The organism is Caulobacter sp. Root1455 (genome assembly GCF_001426905.1).
Taxonomy (GTDB): Bacteria; Pseudomonadota; Alphaproteobacteria; order Caulobacterales; family Caulobacteraceae; genus Caulobacter.
In genome coordinates this window covers 14,586-33,721 of the sequence record NZ_LMFQ01000025.1, presented here as the reverse complement: position 1 = coordinate 33,721, position 19,136 = coordinate 14,586, and the positions used below count along the sequence as shown (strand labels likewise).

Genomic DNA, 19,136 nt, shown 5'->3' with positions numbered 1-19,136 from the left:
GGCGGCACGGTGGGGACGCCAGAAACGGCGGCCGCGGGCGCTGGTTGTTTTGGGGCGTCGCCTTGAGACTGCGCCGCCCGCGGCGTTGGCGCCCAAGGTCGAGTTGCTCCGACGTCTCCAGGGCGTCGTCCAGGTCGATCCCGATTCGGCGCTCGGCGCTCCCCAGTTACGCGCGCCGCTAGCGCCAGGCAAAGCCGGCCTTAGACGATGATCGCAGCAGGGACGCGCGCTAAAGTGTGGAGGCGGGATCGCGAAGACGGACCGCAGGCGCGGTTCGGGAGGTTCGCAATGCTCGTCCGCGCCGTAGCCCTTGTCGCGCTTCTGGCTGGCGCGCCGCTCGCGGCGGCGGCCGAGACGCCGCGCGCGATCGCCGGCGGCCCGGCGAGGGTTGCGCTCTGGCCGCGGGGCGCGCCCGGCGCCGAGCGGCGGTCCAACGCTCAAGATCGTGGTGATCGGCGCCGCCGGGGCGGGCGCACTCACACCGCCGTTGTTGGCCGATCGTACAGTCTTGTATGGTGGACGAGCCTTGACCGTGCGGTTCTAAAGCCGGGCCATCCTGGGGAATGGGCGCATTGCCCGCACCGCCTGCCCGCACTTCCACGCCCGTACACTGCCGGACCGCGCCAATTGCTGACGTTGGCACAGCTCCGGAAACGAGACATTCAGTCCGCCTCCATCGGTCGAAGAGCGGCTTGATCCACGCGCGCCATTAATTCACGGTATGGTAGTGCTTGCGACGACTGGTCGCGACCTCGTAGCGAGTAAGCCCGCTCATGGCTCAACCCTTCGACCTGACGCTCTACGACCTTCCACAGTTTCGCGGCCTGAAGGCCGTTGGCGACGCATTCGGCGTGCGCATGCGCCTGACGGGCGGGACAGCGTCGCGTCTGGCCATGCACCTCATGCACAACAGCCTCTCTAAACAAGGCCTAGTCGAGCTTTGCCCGTTCAGTTCGGACATCGATCTCGAGCATGACGGGGATGACGCCCTGACGCCGAAGATCCACGAGGCGATCCAGGCGCTGGTCCCTGAGGCGATTTGGTGCCGCTGGTCGATCGCCGGGAACGGTGAGCGCAGGAGACTGGAAAAAAGGCGCGCCCTGAGCGCGGAGATTCCGCTTCGAAATATCGTATTCGACTCTTGGCGGGCGGCCCCTGTCGATGATCGCGCACTGCAGGACATGCAAGCGCTTGCCGTTCGGTGCATCGCCAGGCCAGGCTTCGCCGATAGCGCCGCACGCCGCGAAGAGACCGACCTGGAGATTTTCAGCCTGTTGCTCGCCATCGAAGCGGCGTTGGACCTGGCGGTGATCTCCCATCGCAACGTCGGGGTGATTGGGGACGAAGGCTTTATCGAACGCTTCCTGCAGAGCGACGATCGGGCTGCGCTCGCCCGCTCTTGGCCGCTGAAGCGTCGGCTCTACTACCTCACCGCCGCACTACGGGCGCGGATGCCTGATCAGGGCGCTTTGGACGCGTTCTTCAGCGGCTTTCAAGGCTTTGCCGACGTCGCTCCGGCGTTCAACGAGCGCAGAGCCTTGATCGTCTCGGCCGCTTTGGCCGATGGGAAATTCCGCGCGTCCCCCATCATCGATCTGGATTTCAACGCTGATCCGCGCTTTGTGGACACATCCCGCGAAAAGGTCCCGGACCCCTTCGAGATCGATCCGGTCTTCGACACCGCCGGCATGACCCTACCCGTCCCGCTGGCTGCGGGCCATGCACCTTCGTCGGGCTTTGGCATGAACGGCGCTCGGCGCGAATTCCTGCACTTGATCTGGCGACGCACCGGTCCGCGCAGTCATGTCTACACCGCTCTCTGCGTCGACCAAGCCGGGCGGCCTTACGCCACGACGGCCGTCGGAGGCGATCTGCCCAATGGCGCCCACTGGCTGCGGATTGACATCGGCCCTGTGCTTGAGCGAGCCCCAGGCCAAGCTATCCGTGTCGCCTTCCTGCAGGCCCATACGATCGAGGAGTCGGACCCCGAATGGTTTAACGAGCCCATCCTGGGCGGTGGGCCTGATGAAGCCTTGAATGTCGTACAGGGCCAGGCGCCTTCGGACTTGGAGCAAACCTTGGCTGCCTTGGCGGCGCTCGAGGGTCCCACCGAACTGGAGGCCTATCGCCATCGGTACTATGCGGCCGAGGAGGATGAGCCAGTGCAGCCAGGCGTCCTGTTGCTCGGAGAAGGATGATGAGCAAGCCACCCAGCCTGCTCTTTGTCCAAACCGGTCATGGCGACCGCCTGATCGTCCTGGTGCATGGGATCATGCAAAGGGCGTCCGGGATGACAGACTTTGCCGACTTGATCCGCTCGCATACGCCCGCGGCCGACATCGCCATCTTCGACTATGACTGGACCCAACCGCTGCACCTTAGTGCGGCGCACCTCGCCGCCCAGCTTGATTTGCTCAAGCGTACCGACATCGTTCTGGTGGGCTACAGCATGGGCGGGCTCGTAGCGCGCTTGGCCGTCGCAGATCATAACCTCAAGGCCGTCCAGACGGTCATCACTCTGGCCACGCCCAACCGAGGGGCCGTCACGACATCGCAACTTGGGTTTCTTGGCCAGGAATTCATGGGCGGCGTCCGCTGGGTCTCTCCGCTGGCTCGCTGCCCCGGGGTCGTGGAATTGACCCTTGCCGAAGACATCTTCCTGGAACGACGTGATCGCCCGACTGTCCGCGCCGCCGTCGCCAACAAGCGCTACGCCAGCATCCCGGGTCTCTATTTCCACGCTAGCCGGCGCTATCGAAGCGGAAAGGGCTTGATGGGCGCGGTGACACTGGGGCTCGAACGCGTTTCCCACATCGCCCGACCGCACGACGGCATCGTCGCCGAAGGCAAGAATAACATCGTGGCGCGCACGAGCACGGAGTTCGCCGAGTTCGATTTCGCCGGTTATGCCAACGGGCCGGTGAGGCTTCACGCAGCACACCTGAGCGCTCGCGAGCTCGATCACTTGAGCATCCTGACCTCGCCCCAAATCGCGCGCCTAGTGCTGACGCTCGTCCAGAACGACGACTGGTCGGCCTTGCCTCACGATCCGGACGTCCAAGTCTTTACGTCTTAAGGCCGAAATGAGGGAAAATGCTGGCGATTTAGCCGCTCCCGCCCTTGGTCGCGAATCGGGCGACGCCAGCCTCGCAGACCTCCCCGGCCTTCATGCGCCAGTTGCGGACATGCAGGCCGCTCCAGAATTCGGACGTTCAAAGGTCAAAGATTATCTGCAATCAGCTCGAATAAGAGATGGCCTGCCGGTGTCCTGACGTCCGCATGATCCGGCGAAAACATGTTGGAAAACCAAGCGACCCTGTCCACGCGGCCCGATCTGCGGGGTACGGACCTCATCCGTTGTATAGCGAGTAGCTTGATCCGAATCTTATTACTATTCTTCTTGGGTGGCTGACCAAGTTTCAACATCGTAGGTGAGCAGCTTCACGTCGGCGCGCAAAGAGCCGCCCCTTTGTTGGAGGCTACGCCAATGTTGACTGAGCCGGCAGCGCTAGCAGAAAGCGTCCAGGCTTTTGCCGAACCAGCTGATCCCGCGCGCCTGATCGTCCTATGCGGCAGCGGAATATCGGTTCCGGCTCCCACCTGCGCTTATACCGTCAACGAGTTCATGGAAGCACTTTCAAATTACTTTAAGTGTAAATTGAAGGCCTCGCCAACGTTCATTGATTCAATTATTTGGGGAAATGAAACATTTCCGCGCCTTCGCTTCGAGTTAATTTGCTTTTGCCTAAAAGAGATTGATCCATTTTATAGATTCCTCTCCCCATTGCGCCTCAGGCGCCGCAGAACAAGTCTTATACCGCACCCGAATCCCTACCATCAGCTATTGGCGCAATTAATCTCCGAAGGCACCATTGTAGTAACGACGAATTTCGACTGCTTCATAGAGCATGCGCTTCTACTGAGAGGCGACATCGCTCTTGCCGAACACAATCTCATCAAGCCCCACGGCACCGCGCAAGTCTGGGACGGAAAAGGCTTTGTAGATACCTCACCAGACGGCGTAGCTGTGACTATCTTTGATGTCGTACGAGGGAGCGAAATAGGAAGCTTCCCGCAGCATCTGCAATCGATGATTCAAATGATCAATGGGCGAGATCTTATCGCGGTCGGATATAGTTCAAGTGATAGCTTCGACATCCAGCCCGCACTGAAGGCGGCCAGTCCGACCAGTTGCACTTGGTTTGTCCATGACAATTTCCCCTTGAGATTAGAGTGTTTGGGCAGTGAAATTCCCGAGAGTGTAGATGAGTTGCTATCAGAATGGACAAGGCGTGGCATTTCCACCACTTGCGTAAAGGGCGATTTGCTTGCGAAACTATTCCCGCTACACCGCGATGTGGGTAGGCCTGCAGATATCGTATCATTCAAGTACAGCGTGAATCAGTGCTGGTATTTGTTGGGAAGAATGGCCCTAAACCAAGGAAATTATGTATCGGCTCGTGAATGCCTCTCGATTTCCAAGAAGTCCAGCGCAAGTCGAATTAAGGAATGGTCATTCCGATACCTCGCCAGATCGCAAGACACGTGGGGAGAGATGCTGAGACTCGCACGGCGAGCTAGACCGGCTATGAAGAGCGAAGATGCGAGGGTATCCAACGAGTACATGATACTTGACGCTCTTTGCGTCCTAGAACGAAAGAGAGAATTTTTAATTCACTTCAGGGCATTTTCCCGGCTCTTAAAAGTTGCGAAATTGCGTGGCCCATACAAGGTACAGCTACATCGCGCACGAGCTCTGCATTGCGCAGGACTCTACCTTCTGTATACCTCTAGGCCAAGAATGGCGCGCGCGGCGTTCCTGGCATCAATGCAAGGAAGGGTCTTACATGGAGAGCCCATAGATATATTTAAGGCGAATAACGGGATATTTTTATCAAACATTCAAATGAACCTGCTTCCTGAGGCGGAGCCGCTGTTTGAAAAATTATCGATTTACGCCAAGTCAATAAATGATGACAACATTTGGATGGAATATTGGGCAAGCGCCGCTGAATTTCATATCGCGGCTTTTCGCCCGTACGCCGCTATTGTTTGCCTGAATCGGTGCAAGAAACTACTTCCTGCTAGAGGGGATGTAGATGAAGTATTATGCGCCGCAACCGTGATCAAAGCTCTGCGCTTGAAGGGCAAAAATCGCTGGGCAGAAAAGGCCCGGGAATATTTCCTGCGGCGTTGCGTAGCCTTGGGCATGAGCGACACCATGCGGCGAATTGCGGACGCCGAATCCGGCGCGCCTTGGTAACGCGACCTATTCGAGATTGAAATTGGCTGCCGGTCGAACGGCAGCCACTAAGATTTCGAAGGTCCGCCCAGTAGTTAATATCGCGCCATAACCGGACCTTGGTGTGGCTCCAGGAACTAGACATTGACCGGCCTGCGCTAACGGCGACAACTCCCCCACAAAGCGCGCTGAGCGGCAGTTGGCAAATGCGCCGCAAGTCGAGAGTTCCTGATGAATTCTGATCCAGACACCCTCCAGCGCTTGATTGACGCGCCGTCGGAGAGCCTGCGGGTCGAACTGAAAAGCTGGATGGATTCGTCGTCCGACGAAGCCCGCGAGAAGATCGTCCGCGCCGTCGCCGCTCTTTACAATCAGGACGGCGGTTATCTGGTTTTCGGCATCGACAATGTCAGCCGAACGACCGCAGAGGGCGGCCCGCCGGACGTCGAGGCCATATTCAACGAAGACGACCTGCAGACCTTGGTCTCCAAACACCTGAGCCTGCCCGCCCCGATCACCCTGCGCTTCGCCGAGCGCCAGGGAGTGCGACACCCGATTATCGTGGTCCCCTCGGGGGTTCGTTCTCCCGCGGTCGTGCGCAAGCCGATCCTCAAGACCCCCGAGAACGGCGTCTACGTCCGCACGCTCAGGACAAACGGCTCGGTGAGCACGGCTTTGGCTCAAGCCGGCGACTGGCCCGACCTGATCCAGCGCTGCTTCGACAATCGCGAGGCCGACGTTGCTTCGTTCATTCGCAGACATCTGGCCGATGTCAGCCCCGGGCTGATCAAGAGCCTGATGGCGATCGAAACGGTGGCCGCCCCCGATCTGAAGGCTCTGACCGCTGCGCTGATGGACCGGAGCAAGAAGCGCTTCGCCACGGCTTTAGTGGAACATGGTCCACCCCCGTTCCAAGCCGCCTGGGGCGGCGCGGAAACGGCTTTGCAAATCTGGCCGCCGCGCGAAGACCAGGTTGCCGACAAATCCTTCTGGCGGACCTTACAGGTGGCTGATCCTCACTACGGCGGCATGACCCTCTGGTGGGACGCGGGCGGTCTGGGGCCGCCGGCGACGCCGGTGATCAAGCAGGGCGCCTGGGAAAGCTGGGTGGTGATCGACAAGGGCTGGCAGGTTTTCGACTTCATGCGCGCGGACCCGACGGGCGCCTTCTATCAGCGGCGAATGTATCCGATCGACGCCTTCGCCCAACGCAACGGCGGCACGCCCGGCGTCGGCTTTGATCCAGGCCTAGCGGTCCAGGATGTCGCCGAAGCGATGGCCGCGGGTCTGCAGTTCGCCGCGGCCCTGGGCTGGGCGGCCGAGGAGGCCGTGCTTGGGTTCCAGTTTCGCTGGACCGGCCTTCAGGGGCGCGTGCTGACCTCGCTGTCGGGCGAAATGCGGCCGCCGTTCGATCGGGCCGCTGACGATGAGGCCGTCAGCTTCGTGGAGATCCCGCTCGCGACCGCGCCATTGGCGGTCGCCCCCTATGCCCGCAAGGCGACGCAATCGCTGATCGCGCTGTTTGGCGGTGAAGTCCTCACCGCGGACTTCGTCGAACGGGTGGTTCGGGGGCGCCTTGAGCACGGCCGCTAAACGACACGTCCTCTTTTGTCGCCCCCCGCGCCTAGGCTGTCTTCATCGACAGTTCGATCTTCATGGAGACCCTGGTCTTGGCCCGAACGAAGGAAATCCTGCTTGGTCATCTGCGCGGGGTCGGCGCTGATGGCACCCCAGCCGTGGTCAGCGTTTACAAGGCCGGCCGCGACTACCGGATCACGCACGGCGACAAGCGCCACCTTTGCCATCCGTCCGTTCGAGGGATCCCCAAGGTCAAGGCCGAGGCGATGCTGGTGTTCCACGTCAGTCAGGCCAGCTTCGAGGCGCTGTGACCGTGACCCGCGCGCGATTGCCGCCCCTGCCCTGTCCGAGGAGTTGAAGTCATGAACCTCTCGGAACAACAGGCGCTGACTTATCTGGAGAGCCTGGGCCTGGGCCCAGTCGTCTTCGAGCCCGACGGCCAGACGACACCAGATTTCGCGATCGGCGATATCGCCATCGAGGTCCGGCGCCTCAATCAGCACCATGAAGGCCTGGACGGCTACGACGGGCTGGAGGATCTGCAGCACGGCCTCATCCGCTTCATCGAAAACCTGCTGCCGACCTTCGGTCCCGCACCGGACCGGAGGGGCTGGTGGGTGACCTACGACTTTCGCCGCCCAATCGACGGGAAGCGGGCCAAGCGCGAGCTACCCGCGGCCCTGGCGGCCTTTCAGGCTGCGCCGGCTCCAGGCGGCGCGGAACTCGTGCCGGTCGCAAACTTGCGGCTTGAGATCGCCCCGGCCTCCATACCCGTGGACGACTTCTACATGTTGGGCGGCTTCGTCGACTACGACGCCGGCGGCTTCGTGGCCGCTGAAATCCTCCGTAACCTCAACCTCTGCATCACCGAAAAGGCCAAGAAGATCGCGCCGAGCATGGGCCGATACAGGGAATGGTGGCTGGTCCTGCCCGACCACATAGGACCAGACCTCAATGCCGACGAACGTGCCAGGATCGGTGACGACATCGACCTCAAATGCTTCTCGCGGGTCGTCTTAATCCATCCGCGAGATCCCGCCCGGGCGCTCACTCTCGGCGGCTGACCTCTGCCCCCAAACGCGCAATCCGCCCTCACCGCCTAGACGACTCTCAGGAAAGACCGGAGATGGCCGAGAGCGGGATCTGACCGGTGCTCCCGCCGCGCGAAAGGCCAAGAGGCCGCCAACCTCGTGCCGCGTCCGGCCTTGGGACGACGCGGAAAATCAGGTCATGCATTGTGGCCAAGCCTCAAGGAGCTGGTTCGATGGCTGCATCGACACATCAAAGGGCGCGGGTCGAACAACCCTTCCCCGATACCTTGGCCATCCTGCCGTCCAGCACCTACGTCTTCGACCAACCCGCCGACGTCGATACCATCAGCACGCGCATCGTGGCGCGTCGGCGTATGTGCACGGGCATGGACGCAGTCGTCACCAATATGGGCCTTGTCGGTCTCGACTTTGCCGGAACGTCACTGGGCGGCTTCAAGCGTCTGGTCCGAGCCGGCCCTAATGACGCACATGACGCCGACTGGACCAACCGCGAGGCGATGATCGCGCTGCAGTCCAATCGTCTACGGCTAGCGACGTTCGTTTCCGCCTGCGTACTCGGCGTTCACGGCGTCAGGAACCACACTTCGCTCGAGGGCCTCCTGCACCCCACACTGGAACACATCTACGGTTGGTTCGAGATCCAGCCGGGATATCTATCTTTGGGCCCGGGCGACCCTGAACGGCTACGCCCTTGGCTGGCGCGCCGTCAGCACGGAAGGCGGCCGCCCGTGATCGGCCTGGACATCGTCGTGGAAGGGCTGGCCTTGGCCGATCGTCTTCTGGCGGCTGCGCCAACCTATGCCGTCGCCGATCCGGTCGCGATGGTCGCCATGACATTCCAGGCGACGGTCCTCCACGGCAACCAGCACGCCGGCGCCAGCCTGGCCCTTTCGGCCGTGGTCCTCGAGGCGGCTTTGCAGGAAGTGGTACTGGGTATGGGCTTGGTTGAAGGGGCGACGGCGCGGCTGACGCCTAAACTCCCGATCACACGAAAGCTGCTGACACGTGGCGACATGAAGAAGAAGGGCTTTGCGGGGCTGACTGATCTCCTCTTGGAGACCCAAGTGATCAGCAAGTCCCTGGCCCTTCGCATCGGCGAGGTCCGGACGGCCCGCAACGAACTGATGCACGACGCCCAGGAACCAGTGCCCAACACCAGCGGCGCGGCGATCAACACCGTGCGCGACGTTATGCGGCTGGCCACCGGCGAGCACGGCTTCGAGCTCAACACCGGATTTGCCTGGCGCGAGTAGTCCCTGGCCGAGCAGCATGGCGAATCTCTGAGGATCAGCTAACAGCTCCGCAACCTTGACGTTCAGCGCTGCAATTGGTCGTGTGGCGCTGGCTTCGGCTGCTCGGGGAAGGAAACATGAAGCTCAGCAAAGCGGCGATCCGAAATTTTCGCCGGCTCGAGGACGTCACCATCGACGTTGAGGAGCGCGAGACCGTCTTTGTCGGCCCAAACAACAGCGGGAAGACCTCGGCGACCGCCATCTTCCGCGCCTTTCTGGGCACGCGTGAGTTCAAGATCCATGACTTTTCCGTCGCGCGGATCGCTGCGTTCGACGCCTTTGGCGAAGATCTTGAAGCGCCCCAGACCGTTCAGGCCGAGCAGGCCGATCCGTTCGCGGCAATCCTAGGTGAAGCGCCCGTTGAACCAGCCGCCGCGGCAGCGCCAGCGCAGGACCAAGCCCAACCTCAGGAGGATGCAGATCCCGCCTTGCCGGCTGCCGATCCGCCGCCGCTCCCGGAAATCAGTCTGGACCTCTGGTTCACAATCGATCCCGACAGCATCGCGTTTGGCCGGGTCTACACGCTGCTGCAGAGCCTGTCGGATGAGCCGAAGGTCGGCCTTCGCCTGACCTTCGGCGTTGAGGAGCCCAAAAAGCTTCGCACCGAGTATCAGGCCGCCTATCCAAAACCGGAGGAAGGGCCCAGGGCCAAGACGCTGTTCGAGTACCTCAGCATCGAAGGCAATCTCAGCCGCTATTGCGCGGTGCGTCACTTCTCGCTGAGCGAAACGCCCCAGGCCGACGGCTCGGCCTCCGTGAAGGCCGTTCGCCTGGATCCCGACGAGGGCAAGCGCCTGGTCAAAAATCTGATCCGCGCTGAGTTCGTCGACGCCCAACGCAATATCAATGACGACGAGGGCGCGCGCGCAAACCGCCTCTCGACGGCGTTCGCCTCGTACTATCGCAAAAATCTGGAACAGATTAGCGCCGCGGCCGAGGCCCAGAGCGTGATCGACGCCAACAACACCGCCCTGACCGAGCACTATGGCTCACAGTTCAAGTCGCTGATGAACCTGATCCGCGACCTGGGCGTGCCCTCGATCAACGATCGCGAACTGCAGATTATCTCCTCGATGAGCCCAGACGCGGCGCTCAAAGGCAATACCGAGCTGATCTATGTGGACGCCGGCCGCAACCACCGCCTGCCCGAGCCCTATAACGGCCTGGGGTTCAAAAACCTGATCTACATGGCGATCCAGGCCCGCCACTTTCATTCGCAGTGGATCGCAACGACCGAGAACCGGCCGCTTTGCCTGCTGATCTTCATCGAAGAACCCGAGGTGCATCTGCACGCTCAGGTCCAGCAGACCTTCATCAACAACATCTGGAGCGTCATCAACGACAGCGCCAGGGAAGCTGGCGAGCCAGAGCTGGTGCCGCAGGTGGTGGTGACCACCCATTCCTCGCATATCCTGGACACCATCGATTTTGAAAAGGTCCGCTACTTCCAGCGCTGCCACCTGGAAGGCGAGACCGATCTCGACAGCATCCGCAACGCGTCCATCGTGCGCAGCCTCAAGGCCTTCCGCCCCGAGGACGAGACCAAGAGCGCAAGCTTCCCTGTCGATGAGACCGACGACGCCCAGCGGCTCAGCACCACCGAGGCCTTGGCGTTCCTGAAGCGCTATCTGCGGCTAACACACTGCGACCTGTTCTTCGCCGACGCGGCGATCCTCGTCGAAGGCGCCGTCGAGAAGCTCTTGATGCCGACGATGATCGACAAGGCGGCCGGGCGGTTGAGGGGGACCTATTTGACGGTGCTTGAGGTTGGCGGTGCCTACGCCCACCGCTTCGAGGGCCTGTTGAGCTTCCTAAAGATCCCCTACTTGGTCATCACCGATTTGGACTCGGTCAACGCCAAGGGCTATCCCAGCGCCTGTCGCGGCGACACGCCCAACGCTCGCACCTCCAATGCGACCCTAAAGAAGCTCTGCAATGTCAGCACCGTGCCGGCGCTTCTGGCGTTGACCACGCAGGACAAACAAAGCGCCGAGAAGGATCGCTGCGTCGCGTTCCAGGTCGCCGTGCCTGTTGAAGTCGGCGGCGTCGCGCAGCAGGCGATCCCTCGAACGCTTGAGGAAGCCATCGCCTATGAAAACCTCGCCGCGTTGCACGCCAAATCGATGTCGATCGGCATCGACGTGCCTACGACATGGCCGGCGCTTCACCAGGCCGTCTACGACCAGATCCGCTCGGACAAGTTCAAGAAGACAGCCTTTGCGATGAGCCTTCTAGCCACGGACGCCGACTGGGCGACACCCCAATACATCGCCCAGGGTCTTCAGTGGCTCGAAGGGCGCCTCTGCCCCACGAAGATCGTCGGCGAGGCGGTTTGATCATGGCCAAGCGAATTGAAACCGAAGCCGATAAGCAGGTTCGCGCCTGCCTGGACGAGAAACGCAGCTTTGCTCTGATCGCCGGCGCGGGCTCGGGAAAAACCAGTTCGCTGATCGACGCACTGGCCCGCATCCGCGAAACGGATGGGCCCCGCCTTCGACGCGATGGTCAGCGGGTCGCCTGCATCACCTATACCAAACGCGCGGTCGAGGTAATCAGGGCCCGTCTGGGGTTTGACGACCTATACTTCGTATCGACCCTGCACAGCTTCCTGTGGGGCCAGTTGGCCGGCTTCCAAGAGGATATCCGCCGGGTCCTGATCGAGGACCGCCTGCCAGCGCTCATCGCCAAGTCTGAGCAGAAGATGCTTGAGAAGGGCGGCCACACCAAGGAGGGCCAAAAGCACCGCGACAGAGCCGATCGGTTCAAGGAAGAGCTAGATGCGGTCAAGCTGGTTCCTGGCTTTACCTACGAAGACAGCGATTTTAGCAACTATGTGAAGGGCGAACTTGGTCACCCCGACATCATCGAGATCGCCTCCTACCTCCTCCGCACCAACAAGATCTTCCGGCGGATCACCGCGCTTCGCTTTCCCTACATTTTCGTCGATGAGGCCCAGGACACCTTCAAAGGCATCGTGGAGGGCTTGAACTTGGTCTGTGCCGGCGAGGGCCTGCCCTTGGTCGGCTATTTTGGTGATCCCTGGCAGCAAATCTATGAGGATCGCGCTGGCGACTTTGGCCCGCCGCCTGGCGGCAAGCTCATCACCAAGACCGAAAACTTCCGCTGCTCCGAAAGTGTGATCACCTTCCTCAACGCTTTTCGCGATGACGTCGAGCAGTACCCGGCCGGCGACAACAAGGGACGTGCAGGCCGTGTCGCGGTGCGGCTGATCAGGGCCGAAAAGCCCGAAGGAAAACGCAACGTCTATTCCGACGACCAGGTCGCGCGCGCCCTCGAGCGGATGGACAACGCCCTGGACGCCTGGGGCTGGAAGGATCGCGAAGACGTCATGAAGCTGCTGCTGGCGCGACAGATGATCGCCCGCCGGCTCGGTTTTTCGACATTGAATGACCTGTTCAACGATGAGACCAAGGCCTCCTCGCGCGCCAAGGACGCCTATGAGGAAGGCACTCACTTTCTCCTCATTCCGTTCCTCACAACGATCTGCCCGTTGCTCCGGGCCAGGGAGGCCGGCGAGAGCCATCGAGTGATCGAAATCCTTCGACGAGAAAGCCCCGCCTTCGCGATTGACGGAGAGAACGCCGCCAAATCCCTTCGCCACATGCTCGAAGCCTCGCAGGCCGCAATAGACGAGCTGCACAAGCGTTGGACCGAAGAGAAGGTCGGCGAAATCCTGCGCCATTGCGCCAAGACCCGGCTGATCCGCGTCTCGGATCGACTGCGTGAGCATCTGGCGCGCGCGCCACGCGCCGAAGCCTATGACCCGACGTTGCATGTGCAGGAGAAGGCCGATTGGCTGGCGGACGCCCTCTTCGACATGGTGCCCGCCCCCCTGGCTCCCTATGCCAAGTTCATCCAGGAGAACTCCGCATTCAGCACCCAGCATGGGGTGAAGGGGGAGGAGTATGGCCGGGTTCTGGTCCTATACGACGACGTCGAAGCCAAGTGGCACCACTACAATTTTAACAAGATGCTGACGCCCAAAACCTCCGGTGATCCCACCGAGGGTCAGTTGGAAAAGAGCCGAAAACTCGCCTACGTCTCGTTCTCTCGGGCCGAAGATGAGTTGGGGATCATCCTGTTCACCCCTGCGCCCGAGGCGGCCAGAGCCGAGTTGATGGAGCGGTTCGCCATTACCACCGAGCAGATCAGCATCGACGGCTAGCGCCCCGGTCGCCGCCAGGAACCAGCCCTCCCGAAGTTCGGATTAGAGTCAGGTGTGGCCGATGCCGGCCGCCACCCACAGTCATCCAACAAGCGGACTCTCCCAAGTTCGGAGAAGAGTCAGATGCGGTCGAAACCCAGCCTCACTGCGGACCCGGCCAATTGCGTCAGCGATCGTCACCCGAAGGGCCGAGACCGCGAAGCGGGCTCGGCGGCGCCCGGCGCCGTAGAGCGCGATCGCGCGCGAAGCGGGCGAGACGCCCGTTAGGATCTACCGATCTTTGCGTCGCACAAGCTCCGCTTCCGTCACGCCGAGCGCCGCCGCAAGGCGCTCAAGCACACGGAGCGTTATGTTGCGCTTACCGTTCTCAATGCCAGACAAGTATGTGGGGTGGATGCCGGCTTCGTGCGCGATGTCGTCCTGCAGGGCGCCGCTAGCACTCCGTGCAGCTTGAATATTTGCGCCAACAACCCCTCGGAGATCCATGCCCCGATGGCGCACCATCGCGGTGCATTTCGGAATAGACTATAAGTAAAGTCGCAAAAAAGTTCGACAAACCTTAGGAACACTTCCCCCGCTATCGGCGGATCACCAGATCGGTCTCTGGAACGCGCAGCGCAACCGCAATCCGCTCCAGGACCTTCAAGCTGAAGTTTCTCTTACCGTTCTCAACATCGGACATATAGCTCGGGTGGATCGACGCGAGGTGAGCCAGCTCATCCTGCGGAAGCCCGCGAGCTTCCCGCAGGGCGCGCACGTTCGCTCCCACCACGGCCAGAAAATCCATGCCGTGAAGGCGCACGTTCAACGCTGGACAGTGAATAGACTATGAGTAAAGTGGCCAAATATCGTCGTGCGTCCGCGACGTTCACGCGGGCACGGCTCGATCCGGATTCCGTCCCGCATTCACTGGTTCGGAACGCGGCCCATGCCCCCGCTCAACGCCCAATTGCTGTCCCCCCACGCCCCGCCCCCGGATCCGGGAACCCCGCCCCTGGCCGACGCCTATCTGCGTCACCGCGCCTGGCTGACGGCGGTGCTGACCCAGCGCTACGGCCACGCCGAGGCCGCCGACATCGCCCAGGACACCTATCTTCGGGTCCACCAGTACGTGCCGCCGGCCCCGATCCGCCGGCCCAAGTCGATGCTGATGCGCATCGCGCTCAACCTGGCGTCAAACCGCCGGCGCAAGGCGGCCCGCGCGGTGCTCGTCGACCCGCGCGATCACGCCCTCGATCGGGCCGGCGCCGACGGCGACCAGGACGCGGCGCTGATTTTCACCGAGATGATGCTCGCCTTGCCGCCAAAGTTGCGCGATGTTTTCGTCCTGACCCATGTCGAGGGAAAAACCTATGCGCAGATCGCGAGCCTGCTCGGGATCTCGCTGGGAGCGGTGGAAAAGCGGATGAGACAGGCTGTCGCCCGATGCGCCGACTACATCGGGAGCTAGGCGGACCACGCCATGAGCGATAACCCGACCGTGACACGGCCCGCGGAGCCCTCCCCCGCGCGGCGTCGCCAGGCGCGCGAGGAAGCCGCCGCCTGGTACGCCAAGATGCGCGGCCAGCGGATCGCCCACCGCGAGGTGACGGCGTTCTACGCCTGGCGCGAGGACGCCTGCAACGACGCCGCCTACAGCCAGATCGAGCGCCTGGCCCAGGGCGTGCGCGCCCACGCCGACGATCCGCGCCTGCGGGCCCTCGCCCAGGCGGCGCTGGATCGCCCGCGCCCGGCCACGGCCTTGAGATCCCGGCTGGGCCGGCGGCCGGGCTTCTGGATCGCGGGCCTGAGCCTGGCGGCCGCCTGTCTGGCCGGCTACGTCGTCATCGGCCAGCCGTTCGGCCAGACCTACCGCACAGCGGTGGGCGAGCGCCGGGTGGTGTCGCTGGCCGACGGCTCGTCGATCGAGCTCAACACCGACAGCGCCGTGCGCGTGCGGCTGACGCGCGAGCGGCGGGCGATCACCCTGGACAGGGGCCAGGCGCTGTTCGCCGTGGCCCATGACGCGGCGCGTCCGTTCGTGGTCACGGCCGGCGACACCGCCGTGCGGGCGGTGGGCACGCGGTTCGAGGTCTACAGGACCGGGGCGGCGGTGCGGGTGACCCTGGCCGAGGGCCGGGTGCAGGTGACCAGGGCCCATGCGCCGATGCCGACGATGATGACCGCCGGAACCCGGCTGGAGGTCGCGGGCAAGGCCCCCGCCCGTCCGGTCGCCGTCGACGTGGCGGCCGCGACCGGCTGGACCAACGGGCGCCTGACCTTCCAGGACGCGCCGTTGCGAGAGGCCGTGGACGAGGTCAATCGCTACAGCCGCCAGAAGGTGGTGCTGGGGGCCGGCGCGCCGGCCAACGAGCGGGTCAACGGGGTGTTCGACGCCGGCGACACCGGCGCCTTCGCGCGGGGCGTGGCCGCCTCGCTGAACCTGGACAGCGCCGAGCGCGACGACGGCTCGATCGAATTGCTCGCCCCGACGGGTCCGGCCAAGGCCCGGTCCTAGGGCCGGACCGGCTTTCCGGTCGCGCCGTCGGCCATGGCCCGGACCGGCCGGCCAATCTTCAGATTGCGACGGCGCCGCGCCGAGCGGGCGCGGGGCGAACACCGTCATATTTATTTCACGCGGCGGTAAGGCCGGCCGCCCCCTGGCGGGTCTCCATCCCAGACGCGCCCGTCACGCGTTCGTCACGACGACGAACCCGGCGCGATTTGGGGGATTATTGCCGTCATGGTTGTGTCGATTCGTCGGGGCCTCGCGGGCCTATCGTTGCTGGCCCTGAGCGCCGCCCTGGCCGGCCCGGGCCTGGCCGCGCCTGTGCAGCAGACGCCCGCGACCGCGCCCGCCTCGGCGGTGCGCACGCCCAAGGGACCGCTCGGCGCGGCCCTTCTGGCCCTGGGCCAGCAGACCGGGGTGCAGATCGTGTTCACCAGCAAGGCGGTCGAGGGCCGCCAGGTTCCGGCCCTGGACGGGGTGTTCAGCCTCGATGAGGCGCTCGCCCGCCTGCTGGCGGGCAGCGACCTGGAAGCCCAGCGCGCCGGTCCGCGCCTGCTGGTGGTGCGCCCGCGCGGCGGCCCGCCGCCCGCCGCCGCCGACGCGGCCGAGCCCGACCTGCTGGCGGGCCTGCCCGCCGACCCGGTCGCGCCGAACGCCCCCGCCTCGAAGACCGACGAGGCCACCCTGCTGTCGGAAGTGGTGGTCGGCAGCCATATCCGGGGCGTCAAGGACAGCGCCTCGCCCGTCGTGGTCCTGGGCCGCGACGAGATCGACCGGGGCGGCTACGCCAGCGTGGCCGAGGCCCTGACCTCCCTGCCCCAGGCCTCGGGCGGCACCGCCAGCGAGGACAGCGTCTCCACCGGGGCGGACCTGAACGGCACCAACATGATGCGCGGCACGGGCGTGGACCTGCGAGGCCTGGGGGCGGACTCGACCCTGGTGCTGTTCAACGGCAAGCGCATGGCCGGCGCGGGGATCTACGGCGACTTCTCCGACATTTCGGCGATCCCGTTCGCGGCGGTGGGCCGGGTCGAGGTGCTGCTGGACGGAGCCTCGGCGCTCTATGGCTCGGACGCGGTCGGCGGGGTGGTCGACATCCGCCTGCGCGCCGATCTGGACGGCGGCGAGACGCGTCTGTCGGCCGGGACGGCGACGCAAGGCGGCTACACCCGTTCCCTGGCCAGCCAGGCCCTGGGCAAGACCTGGTCGCGCGGCCACGTGCTGGCGGCCTATGAGTACGCCCGCAACGACGCCCTGCGCGGCGCCGACCGGCCCTATGCCGGCAACGCCGACCTCACCGCCCTGGGCGGCGCGGACCGGCGCAGCATCACCCTCAGCGCGCCGGGCAACATCCTTCGGCTCAACAGCGCCGGGGTCTATGTCTCCACCTACGCCATTCCAGCGGGCCAGGACGGGACGCAGCTGAAGCCGAGCGATTTCGTGTACGGCACGGTCAACCGCTTCAACCAGCGCGGCGCCTACGACGTGCTGCCCGAATCCATCCGCCACAGCGTGGTGCTGTCGGCCGCCCAGTCGGTGGGCCGGGTGGAGTTGTCGGGGGACTTCCGCTTCGCCCATCGCGAGATCGACGCGCGCAATTCCGCGCCGGGCACGACCCTGGTGGTGACCGCCGCCAACCCCTTCTATGTCTCGCCCACCGGCCAGGCGTCCGAGCGCATCACCTATTCGTTCCAGAACGAGCGCGGCGGCATCGACAACTGGGGCGTCTCCGAAAGCCTCGGCGCGAGCCTGGAGGCCAAGACCCCGCTCGGCAGGGATTGGAACGCGGACCTGTCGGCGACCTACGCCCAGGAGCTGGGGCGCAGCGACGGCTCGGGCCTGCTGCACGGCGGCAACCTGAACGAGGCCGCGGGCCTGGCGCCCGACTCGCCGCTGACATCGTTCAGCGCCACGCGCGACGGCTATTTCAACCCCTATATCGGCCAGGGCTCCAACCCGGCCAAGGTGCTGGATTTCGTGCTGGCCGGCTGGGACGTCTCCAAGAGCCGCAGCGAGCACCGCTCGGTCAATCTGGGCTTCGACGGACCGCTGGCCCGCCTGCCGGGCGGAACCCTGCGCCTGGCGCTCGGCGGCCAGGTCCGCCGCGAAGAGCTGCGGACCGGCGGCGCGCGGTTCCTGGCCGGGGCGGTGCGGACCGCCAAGGTCCCCCGCCGGTTCGGCCGCGAGGTCAGGGCCGTCTATGCCGAGCTCAACGCGCCCCTGGTCGGTCCCGACAACGCCGTGCGGCTCATCGAGCGCCTGGAGCTGTCGCTGGCCGGGCGGATCGAGGACTATGACGACGTCGGCCGCACGGAAAACCCCAAGGTCGGGGTGATCTGGGCGCCGATCCCGGCCCTGGCCTTCAAGGCCACCTACGGAACCTCGTTCCGGGCCCCGGCCATGTCGGAGCTGCACCTGCCCTACACCGTCTCGCCGGTGGCCATCACCTATGCCGGCGGCCAGTTCCCCACCCTGGTCTATCAGGGCGGAAATCCCGACCTGAAGCCCGAGACCGCCAAGTCGTGGACGGCCGGCGTGACCTTCACGCCGCAAGACGTCCCGGACCTGACCGTGGAGCTGTCGGCCTATCGCACCGTGTTCAAGGACCGGGTCGGCGCTCCGGTCGTCCTGACCCAGGCCCTGACCTCGGCGCAGTTCGCGCCGTTCGTGACGATCGTCCATCCGGCGACCAATCCGGCCGACCGGGCCAAGGTCCTGGCGGCGATGGCCGATCCCAACGCCTCGGGCACGGGGGTCTACGCGGTCGACACCTACGGGGCGATCATCGACGCGCGCAACCTCAACACCGGCAGCCTGGAGGTCCAGGGCCTGGACGCCCAGCTGACCTACGCCGCCACCCTGGCCGGCGACCCGCTGACGTTCACCGGCGCCCTGTCGTGGATGATGCACTATAGGCGCAAGCTCACCCCGACCTCGGTCCAGACCGAACTGGCCGGCGTGGCCGGCTATCCGGCCGACCTGCGCGGCCGCGTCTCGGCCACCTGGACCCATGGCCCCGCCTCGGTGACCGCCGGGGTCAACCATGTCGGCGACAGCTACGCCGAGACCGGCCGGCGGGTGCATCCCTGGACCACGCTCGACCTGCAGGGCCGCTGGCAAGGCCGGCTGCTGGCCGCCGATGGCCTGTCGGTGACGCTGAACGTCCAGAACCTCTTGGACGCCGACCCGCCGTTCCACGACAACCCGCTGGCGATCGGCTACGACCCGGTCAACGCCGACCCGTTGGGCCGCATGGTCAGCCTGCAGCTGACCAAGGCCTGGTAGGCCGCCCCTCCCC

General features: G+C 64.2%; 14 protein-coding genes. 12 read left to right on the top strand and 2 right to left on the bottom strand.

Translation table 11 applies throughout. The features are described from left to right. The first annotated feature begins 773 nt into the window (after positions 1–773). From ASD21_RS21370 to ASD21_RS21335, 9 genes are all read left to right on the top strand, one after another. The gene (locus ASD21_RS21370) at positions 774–2,198 is read left to right on the top strand and encodes a hypothetical protein (RefSeq protein ID WP_056446341.1); all 1,425 of its coding nucleotides are present in this window, start codon (positions 774–776) and stop codon (positions 2,196–2,198) included. After that, positions 2,198–3,076 (top strand): lipase family alpha/beta hydrolase, encoded by an 879-nt coding sequence (locus tag ASD21_RS21365; RefSeq protein ID WP_056446338.1) that lies wholly within the window; start codon positions 2,198–2,200, stop codon positions 3,074–3,076. Before ASD21_RS21370 ends, ASD21_RS21365 begins: the two co-directional genes overlap by 1 nt. 411 nt (positions 3,077–3,487) lie before the next feature. After that, positions 3,488–5,263 carry a hypothetical protein gene (locus tag ASD21_RS24165; RefSeq protein WP_156398456.1) on the top strand — a complete coding sequence of 592 codons (1,776 nt, stop codon included), beginning with the start codon at positions 3,488–3,490 and terminating at the stop codon, positions 5,261–5,263. Between the two features lie 210 nt (positions 5,264–5,473). Beyond that, a complete protein-coding gene (locus ASD21_RS21360) occupies positions 5,474–6,835 on the top strand; it encodes an AlbA family DNA-binding domain-containing protein (RefSeq protein ID WP_056446336.1) in 1,362 nt (453 codons plus the stop codon). Positions 6,836–6,912: 77 nt separating this feature from the next. Further along, the gene (locus tag ASD21_RS21355) at positions 6,913–7,131 is read left to right on the top strand and encodes a hypothetical protein (RefSeq protein ID WP_156398455.1); all 219 of its coding nucleotides are present in this window, start codon (positions 6,913–6,915) and stop codon (positions 7,129–7,131) included. Positions 7,132–7,182: 51 nt separating this feature from the next. Beyond that, positions 7,183–7,884, top strand: a complete 702-nt coding sequence (locus ASD21_RS21350) for a hypothetical protein (RefSeq protein ID WP_056446331.1) — start codon at positions 7,183–7,185, stop codon at positions 7,882–7,884. A 200-nt stretch (positions 7,885–8,084) separates the two neighbouring features. After that, positions 8,085–9,125 (top strand): hypothetical protein, encoded by a 1,041-nt coding sequence (locus ASD21_RS21345; protein ID WP_156398454.1) that lies wholly within the window; start codon positions 8,085–8,087, stop codon positions 9,123–9,125. A 116-nt stretch (positions 9,126–9,241) separates the two neighbouring features. Continuing rightward, positions 9,242–11,500 (top strand): AAA family ATPase, encoded by a 2,259-nt coding sequence (locus tag ASD21_RS21340; protein WP_056446325.1) that lies wholly within the window; start codon positions 9,242–9,244, stop codon positions 11,498–11,500. 2 nt (positions 11,501–11,502) lie between these two features. Continuing rightward, a complete protein-coding gene (locus ASD21_RS21335; protein WP_056446322.1) occupies positions 11,503–13,350 on the top strand; it encodes a UvrD-helicase domain-containing protein in 1,848 nt (615 codons plus the stop codon). A 270-nt stretch (positions 13,351–13,620) separates the two neighbouring features. Here the strand turns inward: ASD21_RS21335 and ASD21_RS23645 are convergent, their stop codons facing one another. Beyond that, positions 13,621–13,851, bottom strand: coding sequence for a helix-turn-helix domain-containing protein (locus tag ASD21_RS23645; protein WP_082554902.1), 231 nt, complete (start codon positions 13,849–13,851; stop codon positions 13,621–13,623). A 76-nt stretch (positions 13,852–13,927) separates the two neighbouring features. After that, positions 13,928–14,137 carry a helix-turn-helix domain-containing protein gene (locus tag ASD21_RS21330; RefSeq protein WP_056446320.1) on the bottom strand — a complete coding sequence of 70 codons (210 nt, stop codon included), beginning with the start codon at positions 14,135–14,137 and terminating at the stop codon, positions 13,928–13,930. A 141-nt stretch (positions 14,138–14,278) separates the two neighbouring features. Here ASD21_RS21330 and ASD21_RS21325 point away from each other — a divergent pair, with 141 nt between their 5' ends. The 3 genes from ASD21_RS21325 (at position 14,279) to ASD21_RS21315 (ending at position 19,123) form a co-directional block, all read left to right on the top strand. Continuing rightward, positions 14,279–14,800 carry an RNA polymerase sigma factor gene (locus ASD21_RS21325; RefSeq protein WP_056446317.1) on the top strand — a complete coding sequence of 174 codons (522 nt, stop codon included), beginning with the start codon at positions 14,279–14,281 and terminating at the stop codon, positions 14,798–14,800. Between the two features lie 12 nt (positions 14,801–14,812). Next, positions 14,813–15,847, top strand: coding sequence for a FecR family protein (locus ASD21_RS21320; RefSeq protein ID WP_056446314.1), 1,035 nt, complete (start codon positions 14,813–14,815; stop codon positions 15,845–15,847). A 264-nt stretch (positions 15,848–16,111) separates the two neighbouring features. Then, positions 16,112–19,123 (top strand): TonB-dependent receptor, encoded by a 3,012-nt coding sequence (locus ASD21_RS21315; RefSeq protein ID WP_235524939.1) that lies wholly within the window; start codon positions 16,112–16,114, stop codon positions 19,121–19,123. Positions 19,124–19,136: the final 13 nt, after the last annotated feature.

Bases quoted from the DNA above. Each gene is read 5' to 3' on its own strand.
- ASD21_RS24165 (WP_156398456.1), top strand. From the start codon at position 3,488: ATGTTGACTGAGCCGGCAGCGCTAGCAGAAAGCGTCCAGGCTTTTGCC.
- ASD21_RS21370 (WP_056446341.1), top strand. From the start codon at position 774: ATGGCTCAACCCTTCGACCTGACGCTCTACGACCTTCCACAGTTTCGC.
- ASD21_RS21335 (WP_056446322.1), top strand. From the start codon at position 11,503: ATGGCCAAGCGAATTGAAACCGAAGCCGATAAGCAGGTTCGCGCCTGC.
- ASD21_RS21320 (WP_056446314.1), top strand. From the start codon at position 14,813: ATGAGCGATAACCCGACCGTGACACGGCCCGCGGAGCCCTCCCCCGCG.
- ASD21_RS21350 (WP_056446331.1), top strand. From the start codon at position 7,183: ATGAACCTCTCGGAACAACAGGCGCTGACTTATCTGGAGAGCCTGGGC.
- ASD21_RS21330 (WP_056446320.1), bottom strand. From the start codon at position 14,137: ATGGATTTTCTGGCCGTGGTGGGAGCGAACGTGCGCGCCCTGCGGGAA.
- ASD21_RS21365 (WP_056446338.1), top strand. From the start codon at position 2,198: ATGAGCAAGCCACCCAGCCTGCTCTTTGTCCAAACCGGTCATGGCGAC.
- ASD21_RS21345 (WP_156398454.1), top strand. From the start codon at position 8,085: ATGGCTGCATCGACACATCAAAGGGCGCGGGTCGAACAACCCTTCCCC.
- ASD21_RS21340 (WP_056446325.1), top strand. From the start codon at position 9,242: ATGAAGCTCAGCAAAGCGGCGATCCGAAATTTTCGCCGGCTCGAGGAC.
- ASD21_RS21325 (WP_056446317.1), top strand. From the start codon at position 14,279: ATGCCCCCGCTCAACGCCCAATTGCTGTCCCCCCACGCCCCGCCCCCG.
- ASD21_RS21360 (WP_056446336.1), top strand. From the start codon at position 5,474: ATGAATTCTGATCCAGACACCCTCCAGCGCTTGATTGACGCGCCGTCG.